The organism is Alteromonas sp. ISO5, assembly GCF_058105165.1.
Genome location: NZ_CM176572.1, coordinates 3,642,806 through 3,659,732, shown reverse-complemented (window position 1 = coordinate 3,659,732; position 16,927 = coordinate 3,642,806). Strand labels below are relative to the sequence as shown.

Sequence of the window (16,927 nt, the reverse complement as noted above, 5' to 3'; positions counted from 1 at the left end):
ATTTTTTAACCTGACTTAATTATGTACCGGACCCTGAATGTCTACTGAAGCCAGCTCGTCGTCCTGCCGTATCCTGTTATTGTTTGCGCACCCCTCGCAGGCGAGATCAGAGGTCAACAGTTTGCTGTTTAACGCAGCAAAGCAGCACAAGGCGGTGACGGCGGTAGATTTATACGCCGAGTATCCGGACTTTAATATCAGTATTGAGCGGGAACAACAGCGCCTGCTTAAGCACGACGTCATTATTTTTCAGTTTCCCATTTACTGGTACTCCACCCCGGCATTGTTAAAAGAATGGCAGGATCTGGTGCTTGAATACGGATTCGCCTATGGCAAAGGGGGCGATGCACTTAAGGGTAAGCAATTCATTTGTGCAGTGTCGGCCGGCGGGCGCGAAGAAGCTTACCAGACAGATGGCTTTAATCATTTTACCCTGCGCCAGTTACTGCAACCACTGGAACAAATGGCCAGTATAACCCAGCTAACCTACCTGGCCCCTTTTGCCTTATTTGGCTCACGCACCGCTAAGGAAGAGCACCGTATTACCCGGCACTCGGCACTATGGACTAAACTGCTTGATACCCTGGCGCAAGGCAAACTTGATCTCAATGTAGCCCGACAGCTTGAAAACCTCACCCGCTATTTTGACGAGCAGGACCTTCACCAATGACCGGTTACTTTCTTCAGGCGTTTATTTATTTACTGGCGGCGGTTATTGCGGTGCCGGTGGCCAAGCGATTTGGACTGGGTTCGGTACTGGGCTACCTAGTTGCCGGCCTGATTATTGGTCCGGTGCTCGGTCTGGCTGGCGAAGAAACCAACGCCATCCAACATTTCGCCGAGTTTGGCGTGGTAATGATGCTGTTTTTGGTGGGGATGGAACTTGAACCCAAAGCGTTATGGCACATGAAGCTGCGCTTACTGGGCCTGGGCGGGTTACAGCTGCTGCTAACCACGGCCGTTATCACCGGCATTGCCGTTATAGCAGGCCTTAGCTGGCAGGTAGCACTTACCATAGGTCTGATCTTTGCGCTGTCCTCAACTGCCATTGTATTGCAAACCTTTCAGGAAAAAGGGCTGCAACAAACCGAGGGGGCCAAGGGGGCTTTTTCCATTCTATTATTCCAGGACATCGCCGTTATTCCTATGCTGGCGCTTATCCCACTGTTGGCGTTACCCGAGCTGGCGAGCGCTATCAATGAGACTGCGGGTCAGGGCGCTGGTCACGGCGATAGCCTGGTTGAGGGTCTGCCAGGCTGGTTATACGGTTTAGTTATTATTGCCTCCATAGCGTTTGTCACCGTTGGCGGCCATTACCTGAGCAGGCCCCTGTTTCGCTTTGTGGCATCATCGGGACTGCGTGAAATTTTTACTGCCACTGCGCTAATGCTGGTTATCGGTATTGCCGCTTTAATGGGGCTGGTTGGTCTCTCCCCTGCCCTGGGCGCATTTCTGGCGGGTGTGGTGCTGGCCAACAGTGAATTTCGTCACGAACTTAAAGCCAATATTGAGCCGTTTAAAGGGCTGCTGCTGGGACTGTTCTTCATCACTGTGGGTGCCGGTATTCACTTTGCTACGCTCACTGAAAATTGGCTACTTATCATCAGTATCACCCTTGGCGTGATGGTGTTAAAAGCGCTGGTACTGTTTGTGATTGCTCTGCTGTTTGATTTGAAAGGCAGCAATCGCTGGCTGTTAACTCTGAGCCTCGCCCAGGCCGGTGAATTTGGTTTTGTATTAATTAGCTTCGCGGCCCAGAACAATGTACTGGCCACCGATTTGATTGCCTTACTGCAACTGGTGGTTGCCTTGTCGATGTTTTTAACGCCGGGACTATTTATCTTATTTGAACGGGTGATGATGCCGCGCTACATGCGTGGCAGCGGCAGCCGCCAGCATGACACGGTCGACGATAAGGGCAGTGTGATTATTGCCGGCATCGGCCGCTTCGGGCAAATCGTTAACCGCTTACTGGTAGCTAACGATTTTAAAACCGTGATCCTGGATATTCGCTCAGAGCAAGTTGACCTGATGCGCCAGATTGGCACTCAGGCGTACTTTGGTGACGCATCAAAACCAGGCATGCTTGATACCGCGGGCATTGAACAGGCCAGTTTAATGGTAATCGCCATAGACGACCGGGAAAGCGCTGTTGAAATGGTGAAGTACGTAAAACTAGCCCATCCTGAGCTTAAGGTGTTGGTGCGTGCCTTCGACCGTGGACATGGTTACCGATTACGTCAGGTTGGCGCTGATTACCTGATTTCCGAAACTTATCATTCGGCGCTTGAAATGGGCGCTCAGGCACTACGTTCACTGGGCGTACACCCGTTTCAGGCAGAACGGCAAAAGCATGCTTACCGCGATATTGAAGCCCAGCAAAGTGACGTCCTTTATGAAGCCTGGAAAGACGATGCCAGTGGCGAACGTTTCGATAATAACTACCGTGAACTGTTTATGGAATTACAGCAACTTATCGATGACGCGCTGAAATCCGATCTACACGACAACCATTCCAAGCGGCGAGGCTGGACACCGCCGCCGAAAGGCTATGCCGAAGATCAGTTAAAAAATCAAAACGACTAACAGCAGTTACTGACTGCTAACCTCTGGTGGCTCTACAAACATATTTAATTCACCTAGCATCTGTTTTAATACCCCGCTTTGGGCAAACTCCCCGAGCTTTTTATTGATGGCATTAAACAGGGGTTTATGGCCCGGGTGGCAAATTAAGGTATCGCGCATAGTCAGCGGAGAATACTCTTCGGCATAGGGCAGCTCAGACACCCCCAGTTCCTCGTAGGCAAACAACACATCCGGATAGAAAGAAAAGATATAATCGACTTTATTATCATTCAGCAATTGCACATTTTCCGTCTCGCTGCTGACCTCAAACAGGTGCATAACGCGGTCGGCGATTCCCTGCATTTCACTGCTCAAAGGCGTACCACGAACAATGCTCAATACAGCATGGTTGGGGATATCACTGGCCTGCCGTACTATATGTTGCTCATCGCGAGAGATCACTCTCACCATGGCCTTATTTAACGGCACACTGATCAGCACATCCTGCAAGTCGAGGCTGGCATCCTCTAAGTCAAAGGTCGTAATCCCCGGCGCGTAACAGGCAAATTGTTTCTTCACAAATCCGCGTTTGGCCCTGGACATGGGCATTACAATGATCTCAACCTGGTCAGCCAGCCCGCTTTCATCCAATGCTCGTTGGAGAATATCATGGTAAACCCCGGGGCCTTCGTGTTCGCCAAAAATGTGGAAAAGCCCTGTCAGCTGTGCACCAACAATGACTTTTTTAGCGCCTGTTTCACCTGCCACGGGCCGGGTTACCAAAGCGGCGAAAGCCACTAGCATTATCAACAAGTATCGCAACAAATCTTTCTTCCCGGGCTGCTGTAATAAAAAACTGTGTTACTAAACTCTATGCACAGGAGTGATGTGCTGCAAGCTGAACAGCCCAAATATCCTTCATCCTTTAGGATAAGAATCGGTTGGGATGCTAATTAGATAACACCTGCTGGCGCAGTTGTTTTGGGGTTTGCTGATACCAGCGTTTGAATGCACGGGTGAAGTTACCGGCGTTGGTAAAACCTAGTCTGTACCCTACTTCACTAAACGGCAAATGACCTGTCTCTACCCACAATAGCGCCTGCCGACTGCGCAAGGCATCCACCACAGCCTGGAAATTACAGCCTTTATCGGCCAGTCGTCGCTGCAAGGTTCGCGAACTGAGTCCAAGGCGTTGTGCTGCCCGCGAGAGGGTTAATGTGCCCAGTGGCAGATGATTCAGCAACAATGACTCCAGTTGACCACGCAGATCGCTGCGGTCAAAGCGCGCTAGGTAATCGGCTACCAGTGTATCATTTTGTGCAGCGAGCTCCGGACTGGCAGTTAACAATGGTTGATGCATAACCGCTTCATTAAAAGAAATCGTGTCGAAGGCTGCGTTAAAAAACACCGGGCATTTAAACACACGCTGCCAGGGCGTTGGATCAGCGGGTTGCGGTCGACTCAGCGACACCTGTAACGGAACTAAGCCAGGCTCGAAAATGTGCCGCGCGGTAAGCATACAAGTACCCATGAATGCGTCGGTTTCAGCCGCACACCACTGCTCAACCGTAAGACTTTTATACAGGCTGATATCGACCTGATTATTTGATTCACTGACTTTTAGTGAACCGTAGTCGGCAAACATCCGGAAATTGACTGCCAGCCGCTCAAAGCCTGTCATCAGGGTGTTACTGGCCCAAATGGCAAACCCCAGGGCCTGCCAGGAGGTGGGCCGGACAAAGCGGGCGACCGTTAGCCCTACGGCTTCATCCTGAGTCAGATTTTCGACCAGTCGCCACAAGCGATTGAGCTGAGCAAGCGAGTAGCGGGTTTCGGGTTGGGCCGCCTGGACAGGATCCATCCCAACGCGTCTAAGCAAGCTTTGACCATCGAGCTGATAGGCATTCATTGCCCTGCTGATAACCAGCGACCAGCTGCCGATAACACTATGAGATTGTGCAATAAAGGAGTCTTTCACGGGATAGTCCTGAAGTTTTCAGACGCGAGGCATGCCGTCAAATTTATCTTTCCACGCCAATAATAAATCTTAACACGCCAACCTCTTGCTTGTTAACGCTTTTAAAACAACACTGTTACATAATAACCCGTAAAAACACCGGAGCCGTGTGATGCCTGTAAAAATTCTTCCAGGGGCAGAAAATGCCCACGCTTACCCACTCCTCATCAAACAAATTTTTGCGTCAGCCGGCCGCTTTGAACCAGACAACCAGATTATTTACCGCGGCGAACAATCCTTTAGTTACAGTGAATTTATCCGGCGGGTACAGCAACTGGCCAACGCGCTGAAAGCTGCCGGGGTGGAAGCCGGCGATACCGTAGCGGTGATGGACTGGGACAGTCACCGCTACCTTGAATGTTATTTTGCTGTGCCCATGCTGGGCGCCATTCTCCATCATGTCAATATTCGTTTGTCACCAGAACAGGTGGCCTACACCATGAATCACGCAGATGACAAACTGGTGCTGGTACATGATGATTTTCTACCGCTCGCCGATCAACTGGCCGGACAGCTTCCTTCCGTGCAAGGATACATTCGGTTAAGTGACGGCGGTACACCGCCTGCCACACCCAATATAGCCGTGCTTGGCGAGTATGAGTCATTGCTGACGGAACAAAAAGGTGAGTGCGATTTTCCCGACTTTGATGAAAACAGTGTTGCCACCACATTCTACACCACGGGGACTACCGGTAATCCCAAAGGCGTATATTTCAGCCATCGTCAGCTAGTGCTACATACTATCAATATGGTAGGCATGCTGGGCAGCTATGAAGGCTTGCCACTGCTACGCTCCAATTCGGTTTATATGCCCATCACGCCGATGTTTCATGTGCATGCCTGGGGCGTCCCTTATGCGGCAGTGATGCTTAACTGCACGCAAATTTATCCGGGCCGCTATGAGCCCAACCTGTTGGTTGATTTGATTAAGCAATACAAAGTGAATTTTTCCCACTGTGTACCCACTATTCTGCAAATGTTACTGGGCTGTGAGAATGGTCGTAAAACACGTCTGGATGGCTGGAAAATCCTTATTGGCGGCAGTGCGCTGCCTAAGGGTCTGGCTAGCGCAGCCATGCAAAAAGGTGCCGATATTTATTCCGCCTACGGCATGTCGGAGACCTGCCCGCTGCTTACCATAACGCATTTAAATAAAGCTCAGCGAACACTGCCGACCGAGGAACAACTCAAATACAGAACCCTTACCGGTGTGGCATCAAACCTGGTTGATCTGCGCATTGAAGAACCCTCTGGCAAACCCGCTGCGCACAATGGCATTGAGGTGGGTGAAATCACCGTGCAAACGCCCTGGCTTACCCAGGGGTATTACAAAGAGCCCGCCAAACAAGAAGAGCTTTGGGAAGGCGGACGTCTGCATACCGGTGATGTAGCCAGCGTGCATCCCGATGGCTTTGTAGAAATTAAAGATCGTATTAAAGACGTTATTAAAACCGGCGGAGAATGGCTTTCGTCTATCGAACTGGAAGATCTTATCAGTCAGCATCCGGATGTCGCGGCAGTAGCCGTTGTAGGAATGCCTGATGAGAAATGGGGAGAACGTCCCCACGCCATGGTTGTGGCCAGTAATGACGCACTGAGCGCCAATGATATTCAGCAGCATTTGCAGCAGTTCGTTGAATCGGGGCATATTTCAAAATGGGCAGTACCCGAGCACATCACCCTGGTTGATGATATTCCCAAAACCTCCGTGGGCAAAATCAACAAAAAAGTGATCCGAGCCACCCTGGCAGGCTAAGCAACCCGCGGGGGCCTGGCTCCCGCAGGTTGGCTATTTCGACTCAATATAACCAGGCGCTATGGCCAGGTTATCCACATCTCGTAACGTAAAGCGATTCTGTAACCACAGTTGATACTCGGCGCCTTCCAGCGTGCCACGCTCCGTGCAGTCTACATTCCAGCGGCGCAACAAATACCCCGCCATGGCAGCCCGTACGTTTATCAGCAACTGGCTATTTTCCATACCGTAATCCATTTCAATGGCGGTGGGAAAGCTCACGTTCTTCGGATGCGGTACCAGTTGTAACGGGAGCATCCTGTGCCATTCGCTGTCAAAGTCAACCAGTTCATTGGTGACTGGCGCTGATTTCAAGGTGACCTTACTGACCCGGGTTAGCACAAAATCCCGGAAACTCTGACTTTTGCGATCAAATGCGCGCACATGCCAACGCAAGCCATTATCCACAATCGCATGCGGCACCAGCTCCCGGGCAGCGGAGCCGCTCGATAAAGACGTATAAATCACACTCACTGCCCGATTATTCAGAATAGCCTGTACCAGTTTTGCCACGATAAATATATCCGGCACGTTAAGGCTCGACGGTGCTTCCACCGGAAAGTGAATATCGCCAATGGCATCAAACCCATCAGAAATATCATTAGCCAGTTTGGTTAGCGTACGCTGCGCATCATGCTCAAATAACGGCGTAAACTGGCTGGTTTGAAAATAGCGTTTTTCCCGGGAGTCATATTCGAGGTTGTCCGGCGCCATCTCTTTATACAAATTAAAATCACGGGAGCCTGCCGACAAACCCACTTCAAAGCGGTTGATCAGATCCTGACGGTAGATCGCCCCTTTAAACAATAAACAAAAATCAATGTAGGCCAAACGCTGACGCTGGGCAAAACTTATACCTGCTAACATCCTTTCGTCTCAAATAAGACTGCTCAATGCACCAATATGGTTTATTTTGATTCGGTTGTAAAGCGGGCAGAAATATTTCCGGCTCAGGATAGTTTGGCCTGTGGCAATTTACGGTTGTTGCCATCCTATTTGCGGTAAGCATCTGCATAAGCGTCTGGCCGTTGCCGGCATATTTGGCAGCGGTGCCGAGTTTAAGGGGAATGCCCCCTTTGCTGGGGGAGCGATATCAGGCCTGGCTTCAGCTTGCCTCTACAGCTGATTTAAAGGTAGTCCAGCACTGGCTGCAGTCAATGTACTAATTAGTGAAAAGATGGAATAGATGCCGGACAACACTCACCAACAGTGAACTGTGCCGATGCCCTTCTTCCTTAAGGGTTGCGAGGTCAGACGCGGTAAACAACCTGCCATCCTGAAAAACCAATTGTGGCTGTCGCATTGTTTCCGGCTCGGTGAGCGGGTTGTTGTTGAACACCACCAGATCGGCGCGATAACCGCTTGCCACTCTGCCCAATTCGTTACTGCAGTTTAATACCTCTGCTGCATTGATGGTGGCACTACGCAAAACTTCATTTACAGGAATGCCGGCATCAATCATCAACAGCGCCTCGCGAATAGTCGCCGGCCCCGGCACGCCCACCAGGGCCCCGGCATCGGAGCCAAGCGCCAGGGTTACGCCCTGTTCATAAAGGCTAAACGTTAACTCATTGAGATAGTCATCCACCTCGCGGTTATACTCGCCCACTTCCGCTGAAGCCCCTAACCAGCGGTCAAAGGAAGTCTGCTCATATACCACTCTGGCAAACGGATTAATCGCGTTTAAATCTTGCTGCGCCAGATAAGCCTGTTTTTGGGTACTAAGTAAGGTGAGTTCCTGATTAACAGCCAGTGTCGGGACCAGTGGTATCTCATTACCACGCAGAAAATCAGCGGCGAGCTTTACTTTTTTAGGGTTACGTTGCTGATGTAAAAAACCGTCGAACACTTCTTCCACATGTTCAAAGCTTGCCAGGCTCGCATGAGCAGCCAGATTTTGCTGCATCAGGTCGTAAGACGGATGTCCGGCCACAGATACGCCCAGTTGCATCGCTTCGTCAAGCACCGCTTCATACACGTCGGCGTGGAGCCCTTCGTACACTTTGATAAAGTCATAGCCTTCGCTGATATAATTGCGCACTGCCTGACGAGCCGTTTGTGGGCTATTTACCCTGAAGTGGGATAAGGGATCGCCCTGCTCCACGCTGTTAAAAATGGGTGACGAGAGCACCAGATGACTACCAAACCACTCACCCTGCTCAAGCTCGTTACGCCACTTTAAGTGATAACGATAACCGCCCATATTACGTAGCGTGGTAACCCCGGCGGCGAGCGCCATTTTGGCGTAGCTGCGGTCAAGCACGTGCACGTGTAAATCTATCAGGCCAGGCATTACAAAGCGGCCATTACCATTCACTACCGGTAAATCCTTGGGCAGTGGCAATGCTGTTGATTGCACCGCCTCAATCAGGCCATCACGGATGATGACTGCCTGCTCAGTCAGTACCGAGTCATCTTCAAGTGTCAGCACGTTTACATTGGTAAGAATATGGTTTTGTCCACGGGACAGGGTTAAGGCGGTGCTACCATGTTCGTAATGAACATAAACGGCCAAAGCAGTCACCGACAACAATAGAATACCGCTGATCAACAATACCGACAGGCCAATCGCTTTAATAGGAATTAACTTAACGTTTGAGGTTTTCATTGCATGCTCCAATGTAATATGTATGGAGCTACTTTGCGCCAGCACTGGCCTGTGAGCGACCAGAATCAGGATTCTGCACCCGTTAAACGTTATTTTGGACCTTTAGAAATTCTGTACCCAGGATCTACTTTCCCGCCCTTAGCGGCATAAGATACTGACCAGGTGTTTTGCCGGTGTGTTTTTTAAATACGGCATTAAACGACGATTTAGAACTGAAACCGGCATCCATAGCAAGATCAAGTAAGGTTTTCTCTGGCATTGATTTGGCTAACTCAGTCACCCGCTTGATACGTAGTTGATTAATGTAATCGGCAAAGCTCATGCCGCCACCGGTATTAATTGACCATGAAATGTCTTTTATCGTAAGGCCGGTATAACTGGCAATATCCTGCAAACAGATGCGCGGCTGACAGTACCATTGTTGTTCGCGGATCTGACTATCCAGAGCCTGAAAGATAGCTGCAGCCTGACTGTCTTCGTGGGGCGCAGGCTCGGCAGCGGTTTGCTCTACCTCACTGAGCCCGTTAAACAACGCCGGTTGCCGAATAAGCCCGACGATGGCAACACACAACACCAGTAAAAACGCTACCTGATCGAGCAAATACCAGCTACTACGAAATGGTTCGGTGGTAATCCCCTGCAAATTCACCCGCACCATATCCAGGATCAGCAGCGTGAGCAGTACCACCAGCGTATTGAACAGCCAGTGTAAGCCTTTCCTTTCGGTATCGGCTTCACGTTCAGCCATTGCCGCGTGATAGCGTCTTAACCACCTAAGCGCCAGCGCAAAGTAAATCACCTGACTCAGCGCACCAACCAGCAACACCCATTGCAGATAGAGCGTTAAAGGCAATGCCATCAGAGTAGGCAGGAAATGTGCGCTGTCGCGCACAGTTAAGGGCTGCTCAGGTACCAGTAACACGCGCACCAGAAGATAAAATATGGGTCCCAAAGACAGACTGAAAACCGGCGTAACGTACCAGTCAACCGCGCCGGTATTAAGTTCTTCGTAAAGATTAAAGCCAACCATCAAACACTGCATGAGCAGCGCCAGGATGAGGCCGTTATAACGCCTTTCCCCCGCAAGTAAGGCCACACCCAGTAAGCCGGCAAACAGACTTAATACTTGAATGATATTCACCGCTTGCAGGTGGAATTCGGCTAACAGCACGGCTTGTCCCTCTTTGGCTTGCTTAGTTGTGGCATTCCTTTAATGCAGTACACCAGTTTAACAAAAAAGCGCCAGACAGAGACAGTGCTATGTCGGAGAGGATTATAGTTTCATGCTGAAGAGGTCTTCTTGTGATCAGGCGCGAACCTTTCGATAAAATGGACATCAATGCCCACATCTAGCGAATCCCCTCATAAATTAAAGCAGATTCAATAATATAGACACGCATGGCGCGACTTTATCTAATTTATTTCGCCAAAAACATACCAGAACAACACACCATGCGTGATATCTCTATCTTACATGATTTGTTTAAGAGTCAATGCCCTAAATTGCATCGAAAACATCTTTCCTCTCTAATGGTTGCTGGGCAATTCTTGTTGAATGGCCAGCAGTTATCATTGACCGAATTAGGCGGAAATATATACGGGGTCAGTAGTCGCAAAACACAACATCAAACGTATTGACCATTTATTGGATAATCATGCGTTGTAGCAGACACGGTGAGATCGTTATCGCTGACACGCGCGTATGTTATGTGAGGCCAATCCAATGCCGATAACTCTTATAGATTGGTCTGATGTACGAGAGCAAATACGCCATCAACCCCCTGCGTGCCTCAGTGAGTTTTGAAGGTCGCTCTGTCATCCTCTATGAGCGGGGATCAATTTAAAAGCGCTATTACATTTCAGCGTTATGTCTACAACCTTAACGGATAACGACAAGTAGCCTGGGGCTGTTGACATAGCACTGATTAGCACTCTGATTTTTTGCCGGTGAAAACCGGCGAAAAAACGTTATTCGTAATGACGTTCCATCCACATAATCTGCATTTTGAGGTCGTTGATTTCTTTCTTTGCATCGGCTAATTCGTCAACAATCGAACGATCCTGGATTGCGTTATCATCACATGCGTTATTCAGAGCATTGCTATCTTGTTGTGACATAAGGATTTACCACGCTTTGTAGGGACTAAGAGTACGAATAAATGTAATTCTACACGAAAACATACAACACATACTACAAAATCTCCCAAAAAACGTGCGAATACCGAGCATTTATTTGATAAATAATTGGAGGTCCAAGCTATAATCTCACCCAATCGTTCTGTGTTAGTCGGCGAATACCACATTAACAAAAAACATCAAAATACTGTTTTTAAAGCATAATTTTATTTAATGAGAAAACATCCCGCTGTGACGGGATGTTCTACTGAAAGAAGTCTTCTCGTTATGTTGTTAAAGCCACCATGTAATAATAAATGTAACTATCCACCAGACTTTCAAACCATCATCATCTCAACATGCACCGTCAGCTTTGAGGTTACGACTAGTCACCCATCGCTCTGGTTGAGAGTGAGGGAAATAGCGGCTTACAGCCTCATCGACGTTAAACATGACTCTTCTACTCTCTCTCCCTACTACACCTGTCCTGGCATACCGATAAAGCCTGGTAACTGTTTAATGCGATCGATCCAGGCCAGAATATGGGGGTAATCATCCAGAGAAATGCCCCCCTCGGGTGCAATTGCTACGTAAGGCATCACGGCGCAATCGGCAATGGTTGGATGACCAAGCGCCAGCCAGTCATGCTCAGCGAGGTGATCGTTCAATAACGTCAGGATACCTGCTGAAATATCCAGTGCGGTTGGCTTATCAAATTCAAAACCAAATTTATCCACCAATCGGGCTATATTGGGGCCGTGTTGAATCTCGTTAGCGGCGGTAGATAGCCATTGCTGTACTTCGGCCATTTTCTGCGGTTCGGAAGGTAACCAACTTTCTAAATCATACAGGCGGGCAAGATAAACCAGCATTGCCTGCGAATCACGCAATACAACTTCCCCATGTTCTAACACTGGTAACTGGCCAAATGGATTTAGCGCCAGCATGACTGAACTTTGGTGTTCGCCGGCCATAAAATCCACCGGCACAATGTCCAGCTCAATATTCGCCAGGGCGGCAAACAGACGCACTTTATAACAATTTCCGGATAGCTCAAGATCGTACAATTTCATGCATTCTCTCCATGTTAAAAGAAGGTTAATTCATTCAAAGCCACCTTAACTTGTCTGTTTTTCGCAAAAAATATGCGATATTTGATTTCTGTAAACCGTTTTTCGCACTAATAAGGCCAATATGGACAAATTAAAAGCCATGAAAGTCTTTGTTGAGATTGCCGATAAAGGCAGCTTAACGGCGGCAGCGAACAGTCTTGAAACGTCACTCACTTCAGTAGTGCGCACACTTGCCGCGTTGGAAGACCACCTGAATGTGCGTCTGTTTAATCGCAACACACGGCAAATCGCCATAACCGATGAAGGGCGTGAATATTATCTGCGCTGCCGCACCATATTGGCAGAGGTGAATGACGCCGAAAGTATGCTGATTGATCGCCAGACTGAACCCTTAGGCAAAGTCACAGTGACTGCCCCGGTTACGTTTGGTAAACGCCATGTAGTGCCTAAAATTAACGCCTACCTCAACCAGTATCAGAAAATGCAGGTAAACCTTGTGTTACTCGACCGCCCGGTGGATATGCTCAGTGAGGGAATTGATATAGCCGTACGCATTGGTCGTATTGGCAACCATGATCTAGTGGCACGGCAGTTGGGCTCAATGCGTCATGTGCTGTGCGCCAGCCCAGACTTTCTGGCCGATCAGGCAGCGCCTGAACACCCACTTGATCTAGCCGGCCGGTCCTGTGTGCACTTAAGCGTGCTGGATAATCCCCAGGACTGGCATTTTCAACATGGCATTAAACTGATGTCGGTTGCTATGCAAAGCCGCTTAATCACCAATCAGGTAGACGCAGCGCTGGACGCCTGCATTGCCGGCGTGGGCTATTGCCGCTTTTTACATTATCAGGTGAGTGGCGCGGTTAAACGTGGCGATTTACAGATTTTGTTGCCCGACTATGAGCCTCACCCGTTGCCAGTACACTTACTTTATGCACCGGTAAAGCTACAAACCAAACGCCTGCGCTCCATGACCGACTGGCTCACCCAGTCGCTGCAGCAGGATCTCACCGACATCGCTCAGGGCGGCCAGCCATGAGCAGCGCGACGGACTCACTGTTAGCAGAGATTCGGAACTGTACACTCTGTGCCGGTCATCTGCCCTTTCCTCCAAGGCCAATTGTGCAAATTGAGGCACAGGCGCGTATCTTAATTATTGGCCAGGCACCGGGAATAAAAGCGCACGACAGCACCAAACCCTGGAACGACGCCAGCGGCGACAAGTTACGCAGCTGGCTGGGGGTCACCCGCGAGCAGTTTTATTCGCCGGCTTTTACCCACCTGCCCATGGCCTTCTGTTTTCCCGGCTATAAAAATGGCGCCGATGCGCCGCCCCCTAAAATTTGCGCCGCTACCTGGCACACCAAAGTGCAAACGCAGTTAAAACCAGCCCTAACACTCTACATTGGCCGTTATGCGCAGCAGTATTATCTGCCCGAACACAATACCCTTACCGCGGCAGTAAAGCTCACCACACAGTCACCAGGTATTGCTTACGCGCTGCCGCATCCTTCCGGGCGTAATAACCGCTGGCAGGCCCGCAACCCTTGGTTTGAGACTCATTCGCTAGCCGTATTGCGCCACAGCGTTGCAGCGGTGTTAAGGTAAGCTAACAACCGGCCCGACAAAAAAGTAAGGTAAAGTTGTTCGGTATACTAAAGTTTAGCTAAAATGCGTAGGTAACGGATAAATCCGACAAAAGAGTGTTTTTTCAGGCAGCCCAACGCATCGCATTAAAACGCTGATGGCGTTAACTTTAGTAGTATTCATGAATAAAAATCGCTATCGAAAACTTGTTTTAATTTACCTGCTGACAGGCGTTTTATGGATTATTGGCAGTGACTGGGTACTGGCTCAGTTCCTCGGTGATTTTGAAACCACCTACATGATTTCCATGCTGAAAGGCCTTGGATTTGTGGGTCTGATGTCTTCCCTGCTCTACGTGCTGCTAATGCGATTGAACTACGCTGAGCACAAGGCACAGGTAAACCAATCGCCGGATCAGTTGTTTTTAAGCCGTATTCCTAATTACTTTTTCGCCATCCCAATTATTACTTATGCATTGGAGCTAAGGGAACAGACGCCCCTGCCACTGTGGATAAGCGATAACCTCAGTAACGTGCTTGGCTACTCTCAGGAAGAAGCCAATACGCTGCATTGGTGGCAAAACCGTATTCATCCGGACGACCGCTTACGCGCTATTGAGGAAAGCAAAGCCATTATGACCCGGGGCGGTGGCGATCATTATTATCGGATCAAACATGCCCGTGGCCATTACGTTTATTTCCACGATGAGTTGCGGTTAATTCCCAATTCGAGCCCGCCACGCTTTATAGGTATCTGGCATGACGTAAGTACCGAGGAGAATGCGCTGGAGCAGGTTCAGGAATATTCCAGCAAGCTTGAGAAAATGGTGCTTGGTACCGTTACGGCCATTTCACATATGGTGGAATTGCGCGACCCGTACACGGCCGGCCATGAAGCTCGGGTGGGTGATTTAGCGGCTGAAATAGCCCGTGAAATGGGCCTCGATATGGATATCCAGTATGGCCTTCGTATCGCCGGGCTGGTGCATGATATTGGTAAAATCAGCGTCCCCTCGGAATACCTTACCAAACCTACCCGACTAACCAAGTCGGAGTATGAAATCATTAAGACCCACGCCAGTAACGGTTACAGCATTCTTAAAAACATTGATTTTCCATGGCCCATCGCCGAAGTAGCTTATCAGCACCATGAGCGCATAAACGGCAGTGGCTATCCCCTAGGGTTGAGCGGTGATGAAATATTGATAGAGGCAAAAATCATCGCCGTAGCTGATGTGATTGAGTCCATGGCTACCAATCGCCCCTACCGCCATGCCCAGGGAATCACAAAAGCGCTGGATGAAATTCGCCGGAACAAGGGCGTACTATACGACGAAAACGCGTGCGACGCCGCCCTTAAACTGTTTGAACAACAGGGCTATCAACTCGCCATTTAAGCGGTATTTAAAGCAATAAATACAGGGCCAGTAACAGCGGCCCTGTCATCCATACTGGCTTATTGAAGCACTTCAAGCGCCGCATCGATTGCCAAGTCTACCCCCTGAGTGCGATCAGACCTGGTGAAAAAAGGCACCTCAATATCTACCGGCACGCCAACTCCCTCATACCATTCATCATCCGGCGACAGATACACTTCGTTGGATAACCCCAGCTCGTGCTCGCCCGGCAAAACCCACTGCATTATGTCAGAGAAAATACCGTGGGTCGCCTCACCAACCAAGGTAACATGGGGCAACTGCTGCATCGACAAACTAAACGTCTCGGCTGCAGAAGCCGTATCGTTGCTCACCAACAATGCCACAGGTTTGCCGGTATAATTTACATGCTCGCTCGGCGTAATATAAGAAGCTTGTGTTGCCGTTACACCCGCCCCATCCCGCGCATATTTTTTATAGGCCAGAAATTTACTTTCGGTAAAGCGACTGGCAATGGCCAGGCTGATATAATCGTTGCCGCCTCCGTTATATCGCACATCGATGATCAGGCCATCCGTAGCGGCTAAATCGGTAAGTGCCTCATCCAGTGCTTCATTAAGGTTGCTCAGGTTAGAAGTGGTTTGGGTCAGATCGTCGCTGTCCTGACTTGCCGTTGAGTAATCATGCATGGAATCGATGCGCAGATAACCTGTATTGTTAATCGCAAACCATGTAATTTGCTCTGACTGATCCTGTTCTATATCTGATGTCGCGTAGCTCAGTACCGTGTTAATTTCCTGCTCCAGCGCGTTGTCGACATAAGTTTCGATGTCAGCCACAATTGCACTGGTCATTTCACTTTCCTCCAACGGAAAGCGCAGGCCGTTGGCCAGGGCATACTCCTTAATCAGATTGGTAGTATGTAGCGGCTTGGTAAATGCCCGAATGATAGTGCCATCTGAGGCGACCCAGGAATTGTGCGAATCCGCTAGCGGCAATAACGTTTGATAAACCGCCTCATACAAGGTGTTATCCTGTCCGGTGATCTGGCTTTCCTGAGCGTAGGTTAATGCTGACCAGTCAACGTTCATTCGCGCAAAATTCACGTAATACTCCGCCATTATCTGGCTGTACAAAGCAAACAACTCCTGATTACTTAAGTTAGCTTCAACGGTTAACGGCGTTCCTTCACATGAAGCGGGTAGCTGAGTGACTTTTTTCAGCTCACGGGTTGGTGCATGAAACGTCTGGGTGCCGGTACCTACAAACCACTCCAGTGCATCCTCGCTGTTATTGAGTGCCACACTGCGGGTGAGCTCTGCAGTGGAAAGCTCGTCAAAACTGTCCTGTAAAATACAATAATCTGACGTGTACCGGTAATATTGTGCACTGTTGTCATCCACTACCAGCACATCCCCATAAGCGGATGACGCCCAGATCCCCTGGTAAGTTTCAGCAATGGCGGGTAGGCTGGGGGTCGGCGCAACAGACTGGCTGCTACTGCCACCACAAGCAGAAAGGCATCCTGCGGTCACCATTACCGCAATGAATGTTAATTTGCTGGTCATAATATTGTTCCCTTTATTGTTTACATGAGTGTCGGATAACGCTTTCATTCAACGTCATGACACCAGCTTGCGTGCAACAGGGTGAAAACAGGGTAAAAAAACTGAATTTACTCTCAGGCCGCGGGCTTACGACCAATGTGATTAATAAAACGCCACATCGGCTGGACAGGCCAGCAATGTTTCTTTATATTGCGCGCCTTTAATGCCTTTTCACTGGCGTCCGC

General features: G+C 49.4%; 14 protein-coding genes and 1 pseudogene. 7 read left to right on the top strand and 8 right to left on the bottom strand.

The features are described 5' to 3' along the window. Positions 1–37 precede the first annotated feature (37 nt). Both AC2T0J_RS16375 and AC2T0J_RS16370 read left to right on the top strand, forming a co-directional pair. Positions 38–670 carry an NAD(P)H-dependent oxidoreductase gene (locus AC2T0J_RS16375; protein WP_489806842.1) on the top strand — a complete coding sequence of 211 codons (633 nt, stop codon included), beginning with the start codon at positions 38–40 and terminating at the stop codon, positions 668–670. Then, a complete protein-coding gene (locus AC2T0J_RS16370) occupies positions 667–2,586 on the top strand; it encodes a cation:proton antiporter domain-containing protein (RefSeq protein ID WP_489806841.1) in 1,920 nt (639 codons plus the stop codon). The genes AC2T0J_RS16375 and AC2T0J_RS16370 overlap by 4 nt, the downstream gene beginning before the upstream one ends. 6 nt (positions 2,587–2,592) lie before the next feature. On the opposite strand, the gene AC2T0J_RS16365 is transcribed toward AC2T0J_RS16370, so the two are convergent. Beyond that, complete coding sequence (locus AC2T0J_RS16365) at positions 2,593–3,390, bottom strand: hypothetical protein (protein ID WP_489806840.1); 798 nt, start codon at positions 3,388–3,390, stop codon at positions 2,593–2,595. A 124-nt stretch (positions 3,391–3,514) separates the two neighbouring features. Then, positions 3,515–4,543 (bottom strand): AraC family transcriptional regulator, encoded by a 1,029-nt coding sequence (locus tag AC2T0J_RS16360; RefSeq protein ID WP_489806839.1) that lies wholly within the window; start codon positions 4,541–4,543, stop codon positions 3,515–3,517. Between the two features lie 151 nt (positions 4,544–4,694). On the opposite strand from AC2T0J_RS16360, the gene AC2T0J_RS16355 reads away from it, so the two are divergent. After that, entirely contained in the window at positions 4,695–6,338 is a 1,644-nt protein-coding gene (locus AC2T0J_RS16355; RefSeq protein ID WP_489806838.1) for a fatty acid--CoA ligase, read from the top strand. A gap of 33 nt (positions 6,339–6,371) precedes the next feature. Here the strand turns inward: AC2T0J_RS16355 and AC2T0J_RS16350 are convergent, their stop codons facing one another. From AC2T0J_RS16350 to AC2T0J_RS16340, 3 genes are all read right to left on the bottom strand, one after another. Beyond that, on the bottom strand, positions 6,372–7,244 hold the full coding sequence (locus tag AC2T0J_RS16350; protein ID WP_489806837.1) for a WYL domain-containing protein: 873 nt from the start codon (positions 7,242–7,244) through the stop codon (positions 6,372–6,374). 295 nt (positions 7,245–7,539) lie between these two features. Continuing rightward, positions 7,540–8,985 (bottom strand): amidohydrolase family protein, encoded by a 1,446-nt coding sequence (locus tag AC2T0J_RS16345; protein ID WP_489806836.1) that lies wholly within the window; start codon positions 8,983–8,985, stop codon positions 7,540–7,542. Between the two features lie 124 nt (positions 8,986–9,109). After that, entirely contained in the window at positions 9,110–10,156 is a 1,047-nt protein-coding gene (locus AC2T0J_RS16340; protein WP_489806835.1) for an AraC family transcriptional regulator, read from the bottom strand. Positions 10,157–10,437: 281 nt separating this feature from the next. Between AC2T0J_RS16340 and AC2T0J_RS16335 the strand changes: the two are divergent. Beyond that, a pseudogene (locus AC2T0J_RS16335) lies at positions 10,438–10,817 on the top strand (IS4 family transposase); the annotation flags it as partial. A gap of 136 nt (positions 10,818–10,953) precedes the next feature. On the opposite strand, the gene AC2T0J_RS16330 reads toward AC2T0J_RS16335, so the two are convergent. Beyond that, on the bottom strand, positions 10,954–11,103 hold the full coding sequence (locus AC2T0J_RS16330) for a hypothetical protein (protein WP_489806834.1): 150 nt from the start codon (positions 11,101–11,103) through the stop codon (positions 10,954–10,956). A 473-nt stretch (positions 11,104–11,576) separates the two neighbouring features. Then, the gene (locus tag AC2T0J_RS16325; protein ID WP_489806833.1) at positions 11,577–12,173 is read right to left on the bottom strand and encodes a glutathione S-transferase family protein; all 597 of its coding nucleotides are present in this window, start codon (positions 12,171–12,173) and stop codon (positions 11,577–11,579) included. 121 nt (positions 12,174–12,294) lie between these two features. Here AC2T0J_RS16325 and AC2T0J_RS16320 point away from each other — a divergent pair, with 121 nt between their 5' ends. The 3 genes from AC2T0J_RS16320 to AC2T0J_RS16310 all read left to right on the top strand — a co-directional run bounded on the left by AC2T0J_RS16320 (position 12,295) and on the right by AC2T0J_RS16310 (position 15,156). Continuing rightward, complete coding sequence (locus AC2T0J_RS16320) at positions 12,295–13,212, top strand: LysR family transcriptional regulator (protein ID WP_489806832.1); 918 nt, start codon at positions 12,295–12,297, stop codon at positions 13,210–13,212. Beyond that, a complete protein-coding gene (locus AC2T0J_RS16315; RefSeq protein ID WP_489806831.1) occupies positions 13,209–13,781 on the top strand; it encodes a uracil-DNA glycosylase family protein in 573 nt (190 codons plus the stop codon). The genes AC2T0J_RS16320 and AC2T0J_RS16315 overlap by 4 nt, the downstream gene beginning before the upstream one ends. A 160-nt stretch (positions 13,782–13,941) precedes the next feature. Continuing rightward, positions 13,942–15,156 carry an HD domain-containing phosphohydrolase gene (locus tag AC2T0J_RS16310; protein WP_489806830.1) on the top strand — a complete coding sequence of 405 codons (1,215 nt, stop codon included), beginning with the start codon at positions 13,942–13,944 and terminating at the stop codon, positions 15,154–15,156. A gap of 59 nt (positions 15,157–15,215) precedes the next feature. On the opposite strand, the gene AC2T0J_RS16305 is transcribed toward AC2T0J_RS16310, so the two are convergent. Beyond that, on the bottom strand, positions 15,216–16,703 hold the full coding sequence (locus AC2T0J_RS16305) for a S41 family peptidase (RefSeq protein WP_489806829.1): 1,488 nt from the start codon (positions 16,701–16,703) through the stop codon (positions 15,216–15,218). Positions 16,704–16,927 lie beyond the last annotated feature (224 nt).